We start from the raw sequence: 15,088 nt of genomic DNA on the forward strand, positions 1-15,088 counted from the left end.
GGTCGAAGCCCCCGTGTCGATGCGCACCGTGAATCAGCTCATCTGCGCCGGCGGGTACCGCAAGATCGTCTTCGGAGTGAACGGGGAGGTCCTCTACCTCGGCGGCAAGGAAAGATTCTTCAGCCAGGCCCAACGCCGCGCGATCGCCGCCCGTGACGGCGGCTGCATCATCCCGGGCTGCCAGGTCAACGCAGCCTGGGCCGAGGTGCACCACATCATCCCCTGGGCCAACCACGGCCCCACCGACATCAACAACGGGGTGCTGCTCTGCTGGTTCCACCATCACAGCATCGAGACCTCGGGGTGGCTGATCCGCATGGTGCGGGGCAAACCCGAGGTCATGGCCCCGGTCTGCCACGACCCGGCCCGCACCTGGGTACCGGGCCAGGACCACCGCGCCCACCGGGCCAGCGGTGCCGGCCGCGGCAACCGGGCCAGGACCCGCGCCCACCCCCAGGCCACGGTTTCAACCGACTAGCCGCCAACAGTCGCGTCAGGCTCGTGAGCGTGCGCGGAAGGCGCCGGGAGTGACCAGGAGGCCATTGCGGGGCTGCTGAGGCTGCTGAGGCTGGTGAGGCTGGTGAGGCTGCTGAGGCTTGTGAGGCCTGCTGTGACTCCTACCCGACCGTGTTCATCAGCAGTGGGCCGCAGAATGAAGAACGCCCGGCCCCGCAAGCGGGGCCGGGCGTTTCTACTGTGGAGCCACGGGGAATCGAACCCCGGACCTCCTGCTTGCAAAGCAGGCGCTCTACCAATTGAGCTATGGCCCCGCATGATCACGGGGAGTGGAATTGAAGCATGTGTGCAGTGCTACGTGGGGATACCGGGATTTGAACCTGGGACCTCTTCGTTATCAGCGAAGCGCTCTAACCAACTGAGCTATATCCCCCTCTTGGGCAGATTTGAGACTACCCGATGCGGCGGGTAAATCCCAATCGAGCCGGAAATCGGCCCGATCGGGATGACCCGAGACTAGTTGTTCGTGAAACCGACGAGCAAACCGCCGGTGATTTTCACGCTCAGGTTGTACAGAACCGCGTACACGGCTCCCAATGCGGTGATGACGACGGTGTTCAGGATGGCCACCACGAAGGCGAACCCCATGACGTTCCCGATCGAGAGGATGCTCGCCAGGTCCGAGGAGGAACCTGCGATGTCCGTGTACAGGGCGTCGATCTTGTCAAAGATTCCAGTGCCGTTCAGAACGGTGAAAATCAGGAACGTGGCGACAATGGTGACGATGCCGAGGCACAGCGCGACCAGAAACGACAGCTTGACCGCGGACCAGAAGTCGACGTAGACGAGCTTGAGCCGGACCTGCTTGGTCGTGGCCGGCTTGCGTCCGGACTTCTTGGCGAGCTTTTCGGCGACACTACTCATTTACGGGCTCTTCCTCTCCTAAGACGCTCTCCGGGTCGCCCGCGGTGATTTCGGCGACCAGATTACGCTCAGTGTTCTTCGCAATGGCGATGATTCTGTCTTCATCCGCAAACTTGGCGAAGACCACGCCCATCGTATCCCGTCCCTTGGCCGGGACCTCGGAGACGTCAGAGCGTACCACCTTGCCGCTGGCAAGTACCACCAGGACCTCGTCCTCCTCCTCGACGATGAGGGAGCCGACCAGGTCACCGCGGTCGTCATTGAGCTTGGCCACCTTGATGCCCAGGCCGCCGCGGTTCTGCAGGCGGTACTGGTCTGCGGCGGTGCGCTTGGCGTACCCGCCCTCGGTCACCACGAAGACATACCCGTCGTCAGAGACCACGGATGCGTCCAGCAGGCTGTCGGCGCCGCGGAAGTGCATGCCGATCACGCCGGAGGTGCTGCGTCCCATCGGCCGCAACGCCTCATCGGACGCCGTGAACCGGATGGACATGCCCTTGCGGGACACGAGCAGCAGGTCGGAGTCGTCCTCGACCAGCAGGGCGGAGACGAGTTCGTCACCTTCGCGCAGCTTGATCGCGATGATGCCGCCGGTGCGGTTGGTGTCGTACTCGCTGAGGGCGGTCTTCTTGATCAGCCCGTCTCGCGTGGCCAGGGTCAGATACTGGGCCACTCCGTAGTCACGGATGTCCAGAATCTGCGCGATCTGCTCGCCCGGCTGCAGTGCGAGCAGGTTGGCGACGTGCTGACCCTTGGCGTCACGGCCGGATTCTTGGGCCTCGTAAGCCTTGGCGCGGTAGACCCGCCCGGTGTTCGTGAAGAACAGGAGCCAGTGGTGCGTCGTCGTGACGAAGAAGTGCTCCACCACGTCATCGGCGCGCAGCTGGGCGCCCTTGACGCCCTTGCCGCCGCGGTGCTGGTTGCGGTAGTTGTCGCTGCGGGTTCGCTTGATGTAGCCGCCGCGGGTGACCGTGACCACCATTTCCTCTTCGGGAATGAGATCTTCGATCGACATGTCGCCGTCGAACCCGAACATGATCTCCGTGCGCCGGTCGTCGCCGAACTTGTCGGTGATCTCGGTGAGTTCCTCACTGATGATCGTGCGCTGGCGCTCCGGGCTGGCAAGGATCGACTTGAACTCCACGATCAGCAGTTCCAGCTCGGCGGCCTGGTCGATGATCTTCTGGCGTTCGAGCGCGGCCAGGCGGCGCAGCTGCATGGTCAGGATGGCGTCGGCCTGGAGCTTGTCCACGTCGAGCAGTTCCATCAGGCCGGTGCGGGCGTCGTCGACCGTGGCAGAACGACGGATGAGCGCGATCACCTCGTCGAGGGCGTCGAGGGCCTTGAGATACCCGCGCAGGATGTGCGCATCCGCTTCGGCCTTGTTCAGGCGGAACTGGGTGCGCCGAACGATCACTTCGACCTGGTGAGCGACCCAGGCGGCGATGAAACCGTCCAGGGACAGGGTGCGCGGCACCCCGTCGACGATCGCGAGCATGTTCGCGCCGAAGTTCTCCTGCAGCTGGGTGTGCTTGTAGAGGTTGTTCAGCACGACCTTGGCGACGGCATCTCGCTTGAGAACGATCACGAGGCGCTGGCCGGTCCGGCCGGAGGTCTCGTCCCGGATGTCGGCGATGCCGCCGATCTTGGCGTCCTTGACCAGATCGGCGATCTTGATCGCGAGGTTGTCGGGGTTGACCTGGTACGGCAGTTCCGTGATCACGAGGCAGGTGCGGCCCTGGAGCTCCTCGATGCTGACGACGGCGCGCATCGTGATGGATCCGCGGCCGGTACGGTAGGCATCCTGGATGCCCTTGATTCCGAGGATCTGGGCGCCGGTGGGGAAGTCAGGGCCCTTGATGCGCTGGATCAGCGCTTCGAGCAGCTCGTCCCGGGTCGCCTCGGGGTTCTCCAGGTACCACAGGGCACCGGCCGCCACCTCGCGCAGGTTGTGCGGCGGGATGTTGGTGGCCATTCCCACGGCGATACCGACCGAGCCGTTCACCAGCAGGTTCGGGAACCGCGAGGGCAGCACGGTGGGCTCGAGGGTGCGGCCGTCGTAGTTGTCCTGGAAGTCGACGGTGTCCTCGTCGATGTCGCGCACCATCTCGAGCGCGAGCGGAGCCATCTTGGTTTCGGTGTACCGCGGGGCTGCGGCGCCGTCGTTGCCGGGAGAACCGAAATTGCCCTGGCCGAGGGCCAGCGGGTAGCGCAGGCTCCACGGCTGCACGAGGCGCACGAGCGCGTCGTAGATCGAGGAGTCGCCGTGCGGGTGAAACTGGCCCATCACGTCGCCGACGACGCGGGCGCACTTCGAGAAGGCCTTGTCCGGGCGGTAGCCGCCGTCGAACATGGCGTAGATGACGCGGCGGTGCACGGGCTTCATGCCGTCGCGCACGTCGGGCAGCGCGCGCCCGACGATGACGCTCATCGCGTAGTCGAGGTAGGAGCGCTGCATTTCCAGCTGCAGATCGACCTGGTCGATCTTGCCGTGCTGCACGAGGTGCGCGGCCTTGGCGGCGGTGTCTGCTGCCAGCGACGCGGCATCGACCTCGGTGCTGCCCTCGCCCGGGGTGTTGGTGTCGCCGGTGTTAATGTCGTCAGATGTCAAGGAAACGCACGTCCTTCGCGTTTTTCTGGATGAAGTTACGGCGGGACTCGACGTCCTCGCCCATCAGGGTGGAGAAGATTTCATCGGCGGCGGCAGCGTCGTCGAGGGTGACCTGCAACAGCGTGCGAGACTCGGGAGCCATGGTGGTCTCCCACAGTTCCTTGTAATCCATCTCGCCGAGGCCCTTGTAGCGCTGAATGCCGTTGTCTTTCGGGATGCGCTTGCCGGCCGCGGCGCCATCGGCCAGCAGCGCGTCGCGTTCCCGGTCCGAGTAGACGTACTCGTGCGCCGAGTTCGCCCACTTCAGGCGGTAGAGCGGCGGCTGGGCCAGATAGACGTACCCCAGATCGATCAGGGGACGCATATACCGGAACAGCAATGTGAGCAGCAGGGTCGTGATGTGCTGGCCGTCGACGTCGGCGTCGGCCATCAAAACGATCTTGTGGTACCGCACCTTGTCCGGGTTGAACTCTTCGCCCATGCCCGCGCCGAACGCGGTGATCATGGCCTGAACCTCGGCGTTGCCGAGGGCACGGTCGAGTCGCGCCTTCTCCACGTTCAGAATCTTGCCGCGAAGCGGCAGGATGGCCTGGAATTCGGGGTTACGGCCCTGCACGGCGGACCCGCCGGCCGAGTCACCCTCGACAATGAAGATCTCGGAGAGGGACGGATCCTTGCTCTGGCAATCCTTGAGCTTGCCGGGCATGCCACCGCCCTCGAGGAGGCCCTTGCGCCGGGCGGTCTCGCGCGCCTTGCGGGCGGCCATGCGCGCGTTGGACGCCTGAAGCGCCTTGCGGATGATCTCCCGCGCCGGGTTCGGGTTGCGGTTGAACCAGTCGGACAGCTGGTCGTTGGCGACCTTCTGCACGAAGGACTTCGCCTCGGTGTTGCCCAGCTTGGTCTTTGTCTGGCCCTCGAACTGCGGCTCGGCCAGCTTGATCGACACGACGGCAGTCAGACCCTCGCGCACGTCGTCGCCGGTGAGGTTGTCATCCTTTTCCTTCAGGATGCCCTTTTCCCGAGCGTACTTGTTGACGAGCGTGGTCAGCGCGGCTCGGAAACCTTCTTCGTGCGTGCCACCCTCGTGGGTGTTGATCGTGTTCGCGTAGGTGTGCACGCTTTCGGTGTACGCGGTGGTCCACTGCATGGCCACCTCGAGCGCCATTTTCCGCTCATGGTCTTCCCACTCGAAGGAGATGATCTCGTCGTTGACGAGGTCGGCCTTCTTGGCCCGGTTCAGGTACTCGACGTAGTCGACGAGGCCCTTTTCGTAGAGGAACGTGCGGCTGACCGGCTTGCCCTCGTCGTCGAGGTGCTCCGGCCGCTCGTCCGTGAGCGTCAGGCTGAGGCCCTTGTTGAGGAATCCCATCTGCTGGAAGCGCGCGCGCAGGGTCTCGAAGTCGAATTCGATGGTCTCGAAGGTTTCCGCGCTCGGCCAGAAGGTGATGGTCGTGCCGGTCTCGTCGGAAGGTTCGTCCATCGTGAGCGGGGCGTTGGGCACGCCATCGGCGAAGCTCTGTCGCCAGACGTGTCCCTGTCGGCGCACCTCGACCTCGAGGCGGGACGACAGAGCGTTGACCACGGAACTGCCGACGCCGTGCAGACCACCGGATACCGCGTAGCCGCCGCCGCCGAACTTGCCGCCGGCGTGCAGAACGGTCAGGACGACCTCGACGGTGGAACGGCCCTCCGCCTTGTGGATGTCGACCGGGATGCCACGGCCGTTATCGGCGACGCGAACGGCGCCATCCGACAGGATTCTGATGTCGATGGTGTCGCAGTGGCCGGCGAGGGCCTCGTCGACGGAGTTGTCCACGATCTCATAGACCAGGTGGTGCAGACCGCGCGGACCGGTGGAACCGATATACATTCCGGGTCGTTTGCGAACGGCTTCAAGTCCCTCGAGAACCTGGATATCGTCGGCACCATATCCGTGCTCCGGCTCGATCTGTGGTTCAACTGACATCTGAAATTGGGCTCCTGACCGTCGCGCGGGCGACCCTTTAGCTTACCAAACGGGCCAAGCGTACGGGCCACAAACGGGCATCTGAGAGGTTTTATTCGCGGGGTTGACCTGTTTTGGCTACTTAGCCGTAGGTATCGCGCGGACCGCGCCCTGGAATTGATCTGGGACCCTTTTTCCAGGAGGGGGCGTTGGGCCCCTGAAAACGGATTGACTCGATGCCGGCATCCGGGTAACGGACCGCGATCTGAGTCATGATTTCGACCCGCATCATGCGCAGCTGCGTCGCCCACGCGGTCGACTCGCACTGCACCGTCAGCACACCCTCGTCGATTCCGGCCGGAGTGGAGTGTTTCGACGTTTCCTCGCCGGCCAACTCGATCCAGGAGGCCAGCAGCTCGGATTGGGCCAGCGGTGAATTCCAGCCCAGCTGCAGGGTGAGGGAGTTAATGGTGTCGCCCAGTCCCCGGGGGTCCCGACCCGCGCCGAAGGGAACACTCGAGCCGATCTCGGGGCCGGGTCTCCGCCGTGCGCGGATCCGTTTCGCGTTGGGATCGCCGAACACGTCTTTGAATCGCAGGTAGACCCTGGATGCCTCGCTCGGCTCAGCCATCGACGACCGCCCCGGCGTGAATGTGGATCGTGTGTGCCGTCAACTCCTCGGGAACATCCTCGAGCACCGCGGCGGTGATCAGAACCTGCTCGAAACCGGTGACGGCGGCCGCCAGCCGGCGGCGGCGGGACAGGTCCAGTTCGGCGAAGACGTCGTCGAGGATCAGCACCGGGTCGCCCGTGGCAGAATCGCGCCGCAATAACTCGGCCGACGCGAGCTTGAGGGCGAGCGCGAATGACCAGGACTCACCGTGGCTGGCATAGCCCTTGGCCGGCAGGGCATTGAGCATGAAGATCACGTCGTCGCGGTGCGGCCCGACCAGGGTCATCCCCCGGTCGATTTCCTTACGGCGCAGCCCGGCCAGGGCCGTCCGGAAAGCATCCGCCGTCGTGCCCGCGGTGTTCGTGCCGATCGATCCGTCTGGCCCGGTGCCGGACGAGGGCGGCGGGGTTACTTCGCCGGCCGCTTCGTCTTCGCTGTCCGCCCCGGTGATGCTGAGCAGGGGCACCAGTGCGGGGCCGTGATTCTCACCGGCGACGGCCTGGTACGCCGTGCCCAGTGGTTCGCCGAGAAGGCGAACGAGTTCGGAGCGTTCGTCGATGATCTCGGAACCGAGCGACACCAGGCGGTCGTCCCAGATTTCCAGCGTCCCCAGCTGCGTGGTGCGCAGTCCGGATGCCCTGGCCGACTTCAACAGGGTGTTGCGTTGGCGCAGCACCCGGTCATAGTCCGCCAGGACGCCCGTGAGCCGCGGACTGCGCAGCACCAGCAATTGATCGAGGAAGCGCCGGCGCCCGGACGGGTCTCCGCGCACGAGCGCGAGGTCTTCCGGGGCGAACAGCACGCTCGAGAAATAGCGTGTCAGCTCCCGGGTCTTTATCACGGACCGGTTGACCTGGGCCCGGTTCTGGCCGGACCGGTTGATCTGAACCTCGGTCAGGATGTCGCGCCCGTTGTACTCGAGCTTCGCCCGGATGATCCCGGCATCCTGGCCGGCGCGAATCATGGCCGCCGTATTCGATACCCGGTGAGAGCTCAGGGTACTCAGAAAGCCGAGGGCTTCGACCAGGTTCGTCTTGCCTTGGCCGTTGCGGCCCACAATGAGGTTGGGCCCGGGCGTGAACGCCACTTCGACCTGCGCGTAGTTGCGGAAGTCGGTCAGGGACAGGTGAGTTACCCGCACCCGTCTCAGTCGGCCTTTTTGACGGCGTGACCACCGAATTGGCTGCGCAGCGCCGCGACCGCCTTCATGGCCGGCGAGTCGTCCTGTCGGGAGACGAACCGCGCGAAGATGGCTGCGCTGATCGTGGGGACAGGAACGGCATTGTTGATGGCTTCTTCGATCGTCCAACGGCCTTCACCGGAGTCCTCGACGAAACCTTCGATTTCGCGCAGTTCGGGATCCTCGTCCAGGGCCTTCACCAGTAGCTCGAGCAGCCAGGACCGCACGACCGTTCCACGCTGCCAGGCCTTGAAGATGCCCGGAACGTCCTTGATTAAATCGTCGCGCTTCTCCAACAGTTCATAGCCCTCGGCGTATGACTGCATCAGGGCATATTCGATGCCGTTGTGCACCATCTTGGCGTAGTGACCGGCGCCGACCTCGCCGGCGTGCACGAAGCTCTCTTCACGTGGTCCTTCCGGGCGCAGTGCGTCGAAGACGGGCATGGCCCGCTCGACCTGCTCGGCCGAACCGCCCACCATCAGGCCGAAACCGTTCGTCAGTCCCCACACGCCGCCCGAGACCCCGGCGTCGATGTAGTGCACTCCCTTGGCGGCCAGGAGTTCAGCATGGACGAAGTCGTCCGTGAAGCGGGAATTACCTCCGTCGATGACCAGGTCCCCGGCCGTCAGGACTCCCGACAGCTCGGTGATCACGGCATCCGTCACGGCCCCGGCGGGCACCATCACCCAGACCAGACGGGGGGCGGGAAGTGCCTCGATCAGCTGGGCTACATCGGCCACATCCGACACCTGGGCGTTCCGGTCGTAGCCCGTGACCTCGTGACCCCGCTCACGGAGACGGTCGCGCATATTCGCGCCCATTTTGCCGAGACCGATGATGCCAATGTGCATTGTTGTCCTTTAAGTGCTGCCGGTTTACTGCCGGTTTTCTAGTGCTGCTGGGTGGTAGCTGGCTGATCGGCCTAGCGCAGCAGCAGGTTCGGCTGGAGCAGGTACTTATAGCTGTCGGCGCCGGCCTGCTCGCGTGAGGTCTGGCTGGTGATCAGCACGGGGCCGGGCTTGTTGGGGTTCTCGGTCTTCGTGAACGAGATGCGAACGAATTCCGAGTGCACGGCGCCGAGGCCGTCCAGGAGAAACTGAGGCTTCAGCGACACGACGGTGTCGGTGCCGGAGAGGATCGCGTCGATCGTCTCGGAGGCCTGCGCCTGCTCGGATCCGACCGCTTCGAGGGTGAGACCGTCCGCGGTGAAGGTGAAGCGGAGGGCGGCCTCACGCTCGAGCACAAGCTGGACGCGCCGGGTGGCCTCGATCAGATCTGCCGTGTTCATGACCGCGTAGTTGTCGACGTTCTCGGGGAACAGCCGGCGCACGGGCGGGTAGTTCCCCTTGATCAGCAGTGACGTGACGGTCTTTTTGTCGGCCGTGAATGCGATCAGTTCCCGGTCGTCCGTGTTCGTAATGGCGATCGAAATGGTGCCGCTGTGGCCGAACGTCTTACCGACCTCCTGAAGAGTGCGTGCCGGCACGAGGGCCGTGATGGTGTCCGTGCTTGTGGTGCTGCCCGGGTCCCAGTCGATCTCCCGGACCGCGACCCGGTAACGGTCGGTGGCGACGAGGCTGAGGCTGTTCTCGGTGATCTGCAGCTGCACGCCGGTGATGACCGGCGTCACGTCGTCGCGTGAAGCGGCAACGGCGACCTGGGCGACAGCGGCGGAGAATTCTTCGGCCGGAACGAGCCCGGACTGCGCGCTGACCTGCGGGATGCTCGGGTATTCCTCAACCGGCATGGACAGCAGGGTGAAACTCGCGCTGCCGCAGCTGACCGTGATGCGGGACTCGTTGGTGGAAAAGTGCACCGGAGCGTTCGGCATCCGGCTGGCGATGTCCGCGAGGAGTCGGCCGGAGACCAGTACCTTGCCCACTTCTTCGACATCAGCGGCGATCTCGGTCTGCGCCGAAACCTCATAGTCGAACGAGGAGAGGATGAGGCTGGTTGCGGTCGCTTCGATCAGCACGCCGCTCAAAATGGGCAACGTGGTGCGCTGGGGAAGAAGCTTGACAGCGAAGGAGACGGCTTCACTGAAGACGTCCCGGTTGGCCTGAAATCTCACGAAGTCGCTCCTGTTCGGTTTAGACCTGGATACGGCCTCAATGGTAGTCGTGTTTTTGTTGGGACCCCGTGACACCGGCGGTGGCACTAAAGGTTGTTGGATCGAGAGAGATAGAAGTTAATTGTTAATATTCTTAACCAGTGTGGAAACTGTGGATAACTTTGTGGATACGGTTCCCTGACTGGGAACTACAACCGTGTGACTTGTTAGCAGCCTGTGAGCGTTAATCGCTCCTCGGCGGTGGGCCCTCGGAGGCCCCGAGCGAGTTTGCACAGGCATGACCCGAGTTTCTACAGGTTGAACCCAGTTGTGCAAAGTGTTTCCACAGGTTTATCCACAGGTGTGAAAACTGGGTCGAAAGGGACTTATTTGTAGCGGTGGTTCTGCTTGATGCGGTTCGTGAGCTCTGTGACCTGGTTGTAGATCGAGCGTCGTTCCTTCATCAGTTCGCTGATCTTCTTGTTGGCGTACATGACCGTGGTGTGGTCGCGGTTGCCGAACAGCTGGCCGATCTTGGGCAGGGAGAGGTTGGTCAGCTCACGGCACAGGTACATCGCGATCTGGCGCGCCGTGGCGATGGCCTGGGAGCGGGAGGAGCCGTAGAGGTCGTCGACCGAGAGCTTGAAGTAGTCGGCCGTGTTCGTGATGATGTCCACCGGAGCGATGACGTTGTCCTCGTCGAGGGTGATGAGGTCTTTGAGCACGGTCTGCACGAGGTCCATGTCGACAGGGGTGCGGTTCAGGCTGGCGAATGCCGTGACCCGGATGAGTGTTCCTTCCAGTTCGCGGATGTTCGACGAGACCTTGGAGGCCATGAATTCCAGGATGTCGTGGGGGACCTGCAGCTTCTCGCTCTGGGCCTTTTTGCGCAGGATGGCGATCCGGGTCTCGAGGTCGGGCGCCTGCACATCCGTGATCAGGCCCCACTCGAACCGTGAGCGCATGCGGTCCTCGAAACCGGTGAGGTGCTTGGGCGGCAGATCGCTGGTGATGACGACCTGTTTGTTGTGGTCGTGCAGGGTGTTGAAGGTGTGGAAGAAGGCTTCCTGGGTTTCCGCTTTGCCCTGCAGAAACTGGATGTCATCGATCATCAGGATGTCGATGTTGCGGTACCGGGACTGGAAGGCGGAGCCGCGGTTGTTCGCGATCGAGTTGATGAAGTCGTTCGTGAATTCCTCGGAACTCACGTACCGAACACGGATGCCGGGGTACAGGCTCATCGCGTAGTGGCCGATGGCGTGCAACAGGTGGGTCTTGCCCAGTCCGGAGGAACCGTAGACGAACAGCGGGTTGTATGCCTTAGCCGGCGCTTCGGCGACGGCGACGGCCGCGGCATGGGCGAAACGGTTGGACTGGCCGATCACGAAATTGTCGAAGCTGTACTTCGAATTCAGCCGGGTGTCGTGCGGTCGCTCCGGCGATGTGCTCTCGAAAACCGATTGCGGGGCTGCCGGGGTCTCCACATCGGGTGCGGACGAGGACTCGTGGACCGGTCGGATCGATTCCTGTTCCAATTCAGGATTCACCACGACGTAGAAGGTCGAGACCGCAGTGGACTCGTCGAGCTGGCCCATCGCCGTGAGCAGCGGAACGCGCATACGCTGGTTCAGCATGCTCGCCGTGAATTCGTTGGGCACCTCCAGGTAGAAGGTGCCGGCAGCGATTCCCTTGGGTTCGACCAGATTGAGAAAGCCGTACAGCATCGGTGTGATGGTGTCATCGGATTCCAGACTGGTCAGTACTGACCGCCAGGTCTCCTCGATCGGCTGTTCTTCGGTGGCCATGGTTTCCCCGTATCTCTAATTGTTGCCTTCTACGGCGAGAGAGATCGAGGGCTGTGCCCGACTCCGAACGCGTGATCCAGCCAAAGCATCCACAAGGTTATCCACCGCCTGTGTGCAAATAAGGCCGAATTCTCAGGGTTTGTTGAAAACCTGTGGATAACTTTGTCTCACGGTAGCCAATCACCGACGGTGAGGCCAAATTCGTTCGCAGTTCGTGCGCGTGTCGATGACGGAAAAGGGCGAGAATGTGTGTAAAACCAACTGTTCAGGGACTGCGAGTTTGACCAGCACCGGTCGAAGCCGTAGTTTTAATCAGTTGACCCCAGCCCGAGGGCTACCTCACTCTTTCCCGGCCGCTCAGTTTGGCCTACGGAGATTTAACACGTGGAGACAAAACCATGAGCAAGAGAACGTTTCAGCCGAACAACCGCCGTCGCGCCAAGGTGCACGGCTTCCGCCTTCGCATGAAGACCCGTGCCGGCCGCGCAATTCTGGGTGCTCGCCGTCGCAAGGGTCGCATCGAACTTTCCGCTTAAGCACTCTCGTGCTCGCGGGGGCCAATCGCATCACCAGCGGCGACGACTACAAAGCAGTCGTTCGCCGGGGTGTGCGGGTCGTTGGCCCACACCTGGTGACCTACCTGCGCAGGAACCCCGATGGGGTCCCCGTGCGGTTCGGGTTCATCGTGGCGAAGAACGTCGGTGACGCGGTCAGGCGCAACCGGGTTCGGCGCCGCCTGAAAGCCGCGAGTTTCGAGTTGCTGACGGCCGTGCGCCCGGGAACGGATGTCGTCATCCGCGCACTGCCCTCCGCGACCGACGCCGAATGGTCGACCCTGCGCGCAGAACTGTCCGAGGCACTGGAGAAATACCAGCGCAACAACGGTTCCAGGGTCAAACCGACGAGCGCGATTCGAGAGAGTCGGTAAACGTCGGTGAACAGGGTCCTGGTAACACTGCTGCTCCTCCCCCGCAACGCGGGGGTTCTGCTCCTGCGGGCATATCGGGCCGTGATCTCCCCGCTTTACGGCGATGTCTGCCGGTACTACCCCTCCTGTTCGGCGTATGCACTCGGCGCCGTTCAGGAATACGGACTCATCGTGGGTTCAGCTCGAGCCGCGCTCCGGCTGGGCCGATGTCATCCATGGGCCGAAGGCGGGATTGATGACGTTCCCCTCAAGCGGAAGCGTCGCTACACCGTGACGCCGTTTGGTTTTGTTATCGCAGCGAGCCACGGAAAGGGCTGACGCAAAGATGGACCTCCTAGGTACGATTCTCTGGCCTCTGAAATGGGCCGTCGAGCTTCTGCTCGTCGCCTTCCACTGGCTGTTCTCCAACATGGGGATGGGCTACAACGACGGCATCACCTGGGTGCTCTCCATCGTCGGCCTCGTCATCGTGGTGCGGGCCGCCCTGATCCCGATCTTCGTTCGGCAGATCAAGAGCCAGCGCAAGATGCTCGAGGTTGCTCCGCAGCTCAAGAAGATCCAGGACAAGTACAAGGGCAAGAAGGACCAGTTCTCCCGCGAGGCCATGTCCCGCGAGACCATGGAGCTGTATAAGCGCACGGGCACGAACCCGCTGAGCTCCTGCCTGCCGCTGCTGCTGCAGATGCCGATCTTCTTCGCCTTGTTCTCGGTGCTCAACGACGCCCAGAAGAGCCAGGCCGGCGTCGGGCCACTGAACAGCGATCTCGCCAAGAGCTTCGGCAACGCCCTCCTCTTCGGCAACGCCCCACTGCACGACTCGTTCGCCTCCCAGTGGACCAAAATGACGTCTGGTCAGGACTTTAACGCCACGGTCATGATCATTGCAGCCACCATGGTCGTGCTGATGACCGCGTCACAGTTCATCACCCAGCTTCAGATCGTCTCGAAGAATATGTCGCCGGAAACCAAGGCGAGCCCCATGTTCAAGCAGCAGCGCATCATGCTGTACCTGCTCCCCCTCGTCTTCGCCTTCTCCGGTGTCGCCTTCCCCCTCGGCGTGATGTTCTACTGGCTCACGTCCAACATCTGGACGATGATCCAGCAGTTCCTGGTCATCCGCAACATGCCGACGCCCGGCAGCGAGGCCGCCAAGGCCCGCGAGGAGCGTCTCGCGCGCAAGGGCAAACTGATCGCCCCCGACGGTGAGATCATCGTGGTTGAAGAACCCAAGAAGCCCCAGCGTCAGCAGCCGGTTGCGAAGAATCGTGCCAAGAAGCAAACCGGCCCCAAGAAGTAAGAAGAGACGAACGTGACTGAGAACTCAGATGTGATCGCCGCGGATGCCCCGGCAGACGACTCCCCCAGCCTCGACCAGCTCGAGCAGGAGGGGGATATCGCCGCCGACTACATCGAGGAATTCCTCGACATCTGCGACCTCGACGGGGACATCGACATCGACGCGCGCAACGGTCGGGCCTACCTGTCCGTCAACTCCGCGGACGTGGCGAACCTCCGGTTGCTGTCCAAGCCGGACACGGTCAATGCTCTTCAGGAGCTGACCCGGCTCGCCGTGCAGAACAAGACCGGTTCCTTCTCCCGGTTGATCCTCGACATCGGTGGATCGCGCGACGCCCGCCAGGCGGAACTCGCGTCTCTGGTGGCCCGCGCGGTGGAGCGCATCGAAGCCGGTGCCTCCGAGGCCGCCCTGCCGCCCATGTCCTCGTACGAACGCAAGCTCGTGCACGACCTGGTCTCCCTGGCGGGCTATGTGTCCGAGTCCAGCGGCGAGGGCCGGGACCGCCACACGGTCATCTCCGCTTCCTAGTTTCACGTGAAACATTGACTGACGCACTTGAGGTCGAGCCCGCCGCGGCGGCCGTCCTGTTCGGGGACCGGATCGAGGTGGCGCGAGCGTTCGTGGAGAACCTGGCGGCTCAGGGCGAAGAGCTGGGCCTGATCGGGCCGCTCGAGTTGCCGCGGCTCTGGAGCCGCCACATCCTCAACTGCGCCATTGTCGCTCCCCTGCTTCGACCGGGCCTGGTCGGCGATGTCGGGTCCGGCGCCGGGCTGCCCGGTCTGGTTCTCGCGATCGCGCGACCGGACGTGACCTTCGTTCTGATCGAACCGATGGAGCGCCGGGTGGCATGGCTGAACTCCCAGGTCGCCGCGCTCGGGCTTTCGAACACGAGCGTCGTTCGGGCCCGCGCAGAGGAGGTGCGACTCTCCCGCCCTCTGGACCAGGTGACCGCCCGCGCGGTGAGCGCCTTCCGCACGCTGATCCCGCTGACCGCCCCCTTGCTGCGGTCCGGTGGTGAGCTGGTCCTGATGAAGGGTGCGGGCGCCACCGCCGAGGTGGAGTCCGCCGCGAAGGCTGTTCGCAAGTACCGTCTCAGCAATGTTGAGGTAATCACGCTCGGCGAGGGCGTGCTGCAGGACGTGACGAGGGTCATAAGGGCTACAGTGGATTAGGTCCCCGGTGTCTGCGTCTTGTCTGCGTTTTTCAGTGGTGAGAC

Annotated in this window: 15 protein-coding genes and 2 tRNA genes; 7 read left to right on the forward strand and 10 right to left on the reverse strand. The window is 63.4% G+C overall.

The genetic code is table 11. The features are described from left to right. Window positions 1-478, forward strand: a 478-nt coding sequence (locus E3T42_RS11070) for an HNH endonuclease signature motif containing protein (RefSeq protein WP_134403020.1), incomplete at its 5' end; no start/stop codon positions are given. A 219-nt stretch (window positions 479-697) separates the two neighbouring features. Here the strand turns inward: E3T42_RS11070 and E3T42_RS11075 are convergent. The 10 genes from E3T42_RS11075 to dnaA form a co-directional block, all read right to left on the reverse strand. Continuing rightward, window positions 698-770 (reverse strand) — tRNA-Ala (locus E3T42_RS11075). A 45-nt stretch (window positions 771-815) separates the two neighbouring features. Further along, window positions 816-889 (reverse strand) — tRNA-Ile (locus E3T42_RS11080). An 83-nt stretch (window positions 890-972) separates the two neighbouring features. Continuing rightward, window positions 973-1,380 (reverse strand): DUF3566 domain-containing protein, encoded by a 408-nt coding sequence (locus tag E3T42_RS11085; protein WP_134365374.1) that lies wholly within the window; start codon window positions 1,378-1,380, stop codon window positions 973-975. Then, complete coding sequence (gene gyrA, locus E3T42_RS11090; protein WP_241976063.1) at window positions 1,373-3,916, reverse strand: DNA gyrase subunit A; 2,544 nt, start codon at window positions 3,914-3,916, stop codon at window positions 1,373-1,375. The genes E3T42_RS11085 and gyrA overlap by 8 nt, the downstream gene beginning before the upstream one ends. 64 nt (window positions 3,917-3,980) lie before the next feature. After that, complete coding sequence (gene gyrB / locus E3T42_RS11095; RefSeq protein WP_134365372.1) at window positions 3,981-5,957, reverse strand: DNA topoisomerase (ATP-hydrolyzing) subunit B; 1,977 nt, start codon at window positions 5,955-5,957, stop codon at window positions 3,981-3,983. 121 nt (window positions 5,958-6,078) lie between these two features. Continuing rightward, window positions 6,079-6,567, reverse strand: a complete 489-nt coding sequence (locus E3T42_RS11100) for a DUF721 domain-containing protein (protein WP_134365371.1) — start codon at window positions 6,565-6,567, stop codon at window positions 6,079-6,081. Further along, window positions 6,560-7,750, reverse strand: coding sequence for a DNA replication/repair protein RecF (gene recF / locus E3T42_RS11105; protein ID WP_134365370.1), 1,191 nt, complete (start codon window positions 7,748-7,750; stop codon window positions 6,560-6,562). Before recF ends, E3T42_RS11100 begins: the two co-directional genes overlap by 8 nt. A gap of 5 nt (window positions 7,751-7,755) precedes the next feature. Beyond that, a complete protein-coding gene (gnd, locus tag E3T42_RS11110) occupies window positions 7,756-8,643 on the reverse strand; it encodes a phosphogluconate dehydrogenase (NAD(+)-dependent, decarboxylating) (protein ID WP_134365369.1) in 888 nt (295 codons plus the stop codon). A gap of 71 nt (window positions 8,644-8,714) precedes the next feature. Beyond that, window positions 8,715-9,863: a DNA polymerase III subunit beta gene (gene dnaN / locus E3T42_RS11115; protein ID WP_134365368.1), complete on the reverse strand. Its 1,149-nt coding sequence runs from the start codon at window positions 9,861-9,863 to the stop codon at window positions 8,715-8,717. Window positions 9,864-10,228: 365 nt separating this feature from the next. Then, entirely contained in the window at window positions 10,229-11,647 is a 1,419-nt protein-coding gene (gene dnaA, locus E3T42_RS11120) for a chromosomal replication initiator protein DnaA (protein WP_134365367.1), read from the reverse strand. 398 nt (window positions 11,648-12,045) lie between these two features. Here dnaA and rpmH point away from each other — a divergent pair, with 398 nt between their 5' ends. The 6 genes from rpmH to rsmG are packed head-to-tail and all read left to right on the forward strand — an operon-like array spanning window position 12,046 to window position 15,044. Next, entirely contained in the window at window positions 12,046-12,183 is a 138-nt protein-coding gene (gene rpmH, locus E3T42_RS11125) for a 50S ribosomal protein L34 (RefSeq protein ID WP_104100646.1), read from the forward strand. Between the two features lie 8 nt (window positions 12,184-12,191). Continuing rightward, on the forward strand, window positions 12,192-12,575 hold the full coding sequence (gene rnpA, locus E3T42_RS11130) for a ribonuclease P protein component (protein ID WP_134403021.1): 384 nt from the start codon (window positions 12,192-12,194) through the stop codon (window positions 12,573-12,575). A gap of 6 nt (window positions 12,576-12,581) precedes the next feature. Beyond that, window positions 12,582-12,893, forward strand: coding sequence for a membrane protein insertion efficiency factor YidD (gene yidD / locus E3T42_RS11135; RefSeq protein ID WP_134403022.1), 312 nt, complete (start codon window positions 12,582-12,584; stop codon window positions 12,891-12,893). 7 nt (window positions 12,894-12,900) lie between these two features. After that, window positions 12,901-13,872: a membrane protein insertase YidC gene (gene yidC / locus E3T42_RS11140; protein ID WP_134365364.1), complete on the forward strand. Its 972-nt coding sequence runs from the start codon at window positions 12,901-12,903 to the stop codon at window positions 13,870-13,872. 12 nt (window positions 13,873-13,884) lie between these two features. Next, the gene (locus E3T42_RS11145) at window positions 13,885-14,400 is read left to right on the forward strand and encodes a R3H domain-containing nucleic acid-binding protein (protein ID WP_134365363.1); all 516 of its coding nucleotides are present in this window, start codon (window positions 13,885-13,887) and stop codon (window positions 14,398-14,400) included. Window positions 14,401-14,414: 14 nt separating this feature from the next. After that, the gene (rsmG, locus tag E3T42_RS11150) at window positions 14,415-15,044 is read left to right on the forward strand and encodes a 16S rRNA (guanine(527)-N(7))-methyltransferase RsmG (protein WP_134365362.1); all 630 of its coding nucleotides are present in this window, start codon (window positions 14,415-14,417) and stop codon (window positions 15,042-15,044) included. The last annotated feature ends 44 nt before the right edge of the window (window positions 15,045-15,088 follow it).

The sequence above is a fragment of the Cryobacterium sp. TMT4-10 genome (assembly GCF_004403275.1).
Classification (GTDB): domain Bacteria; phylum Actinomycetota; class Actinomycetes; order Actinomycetales; family Microbacteriaceae; genus Cryobacterium; species Cryobacterium shii.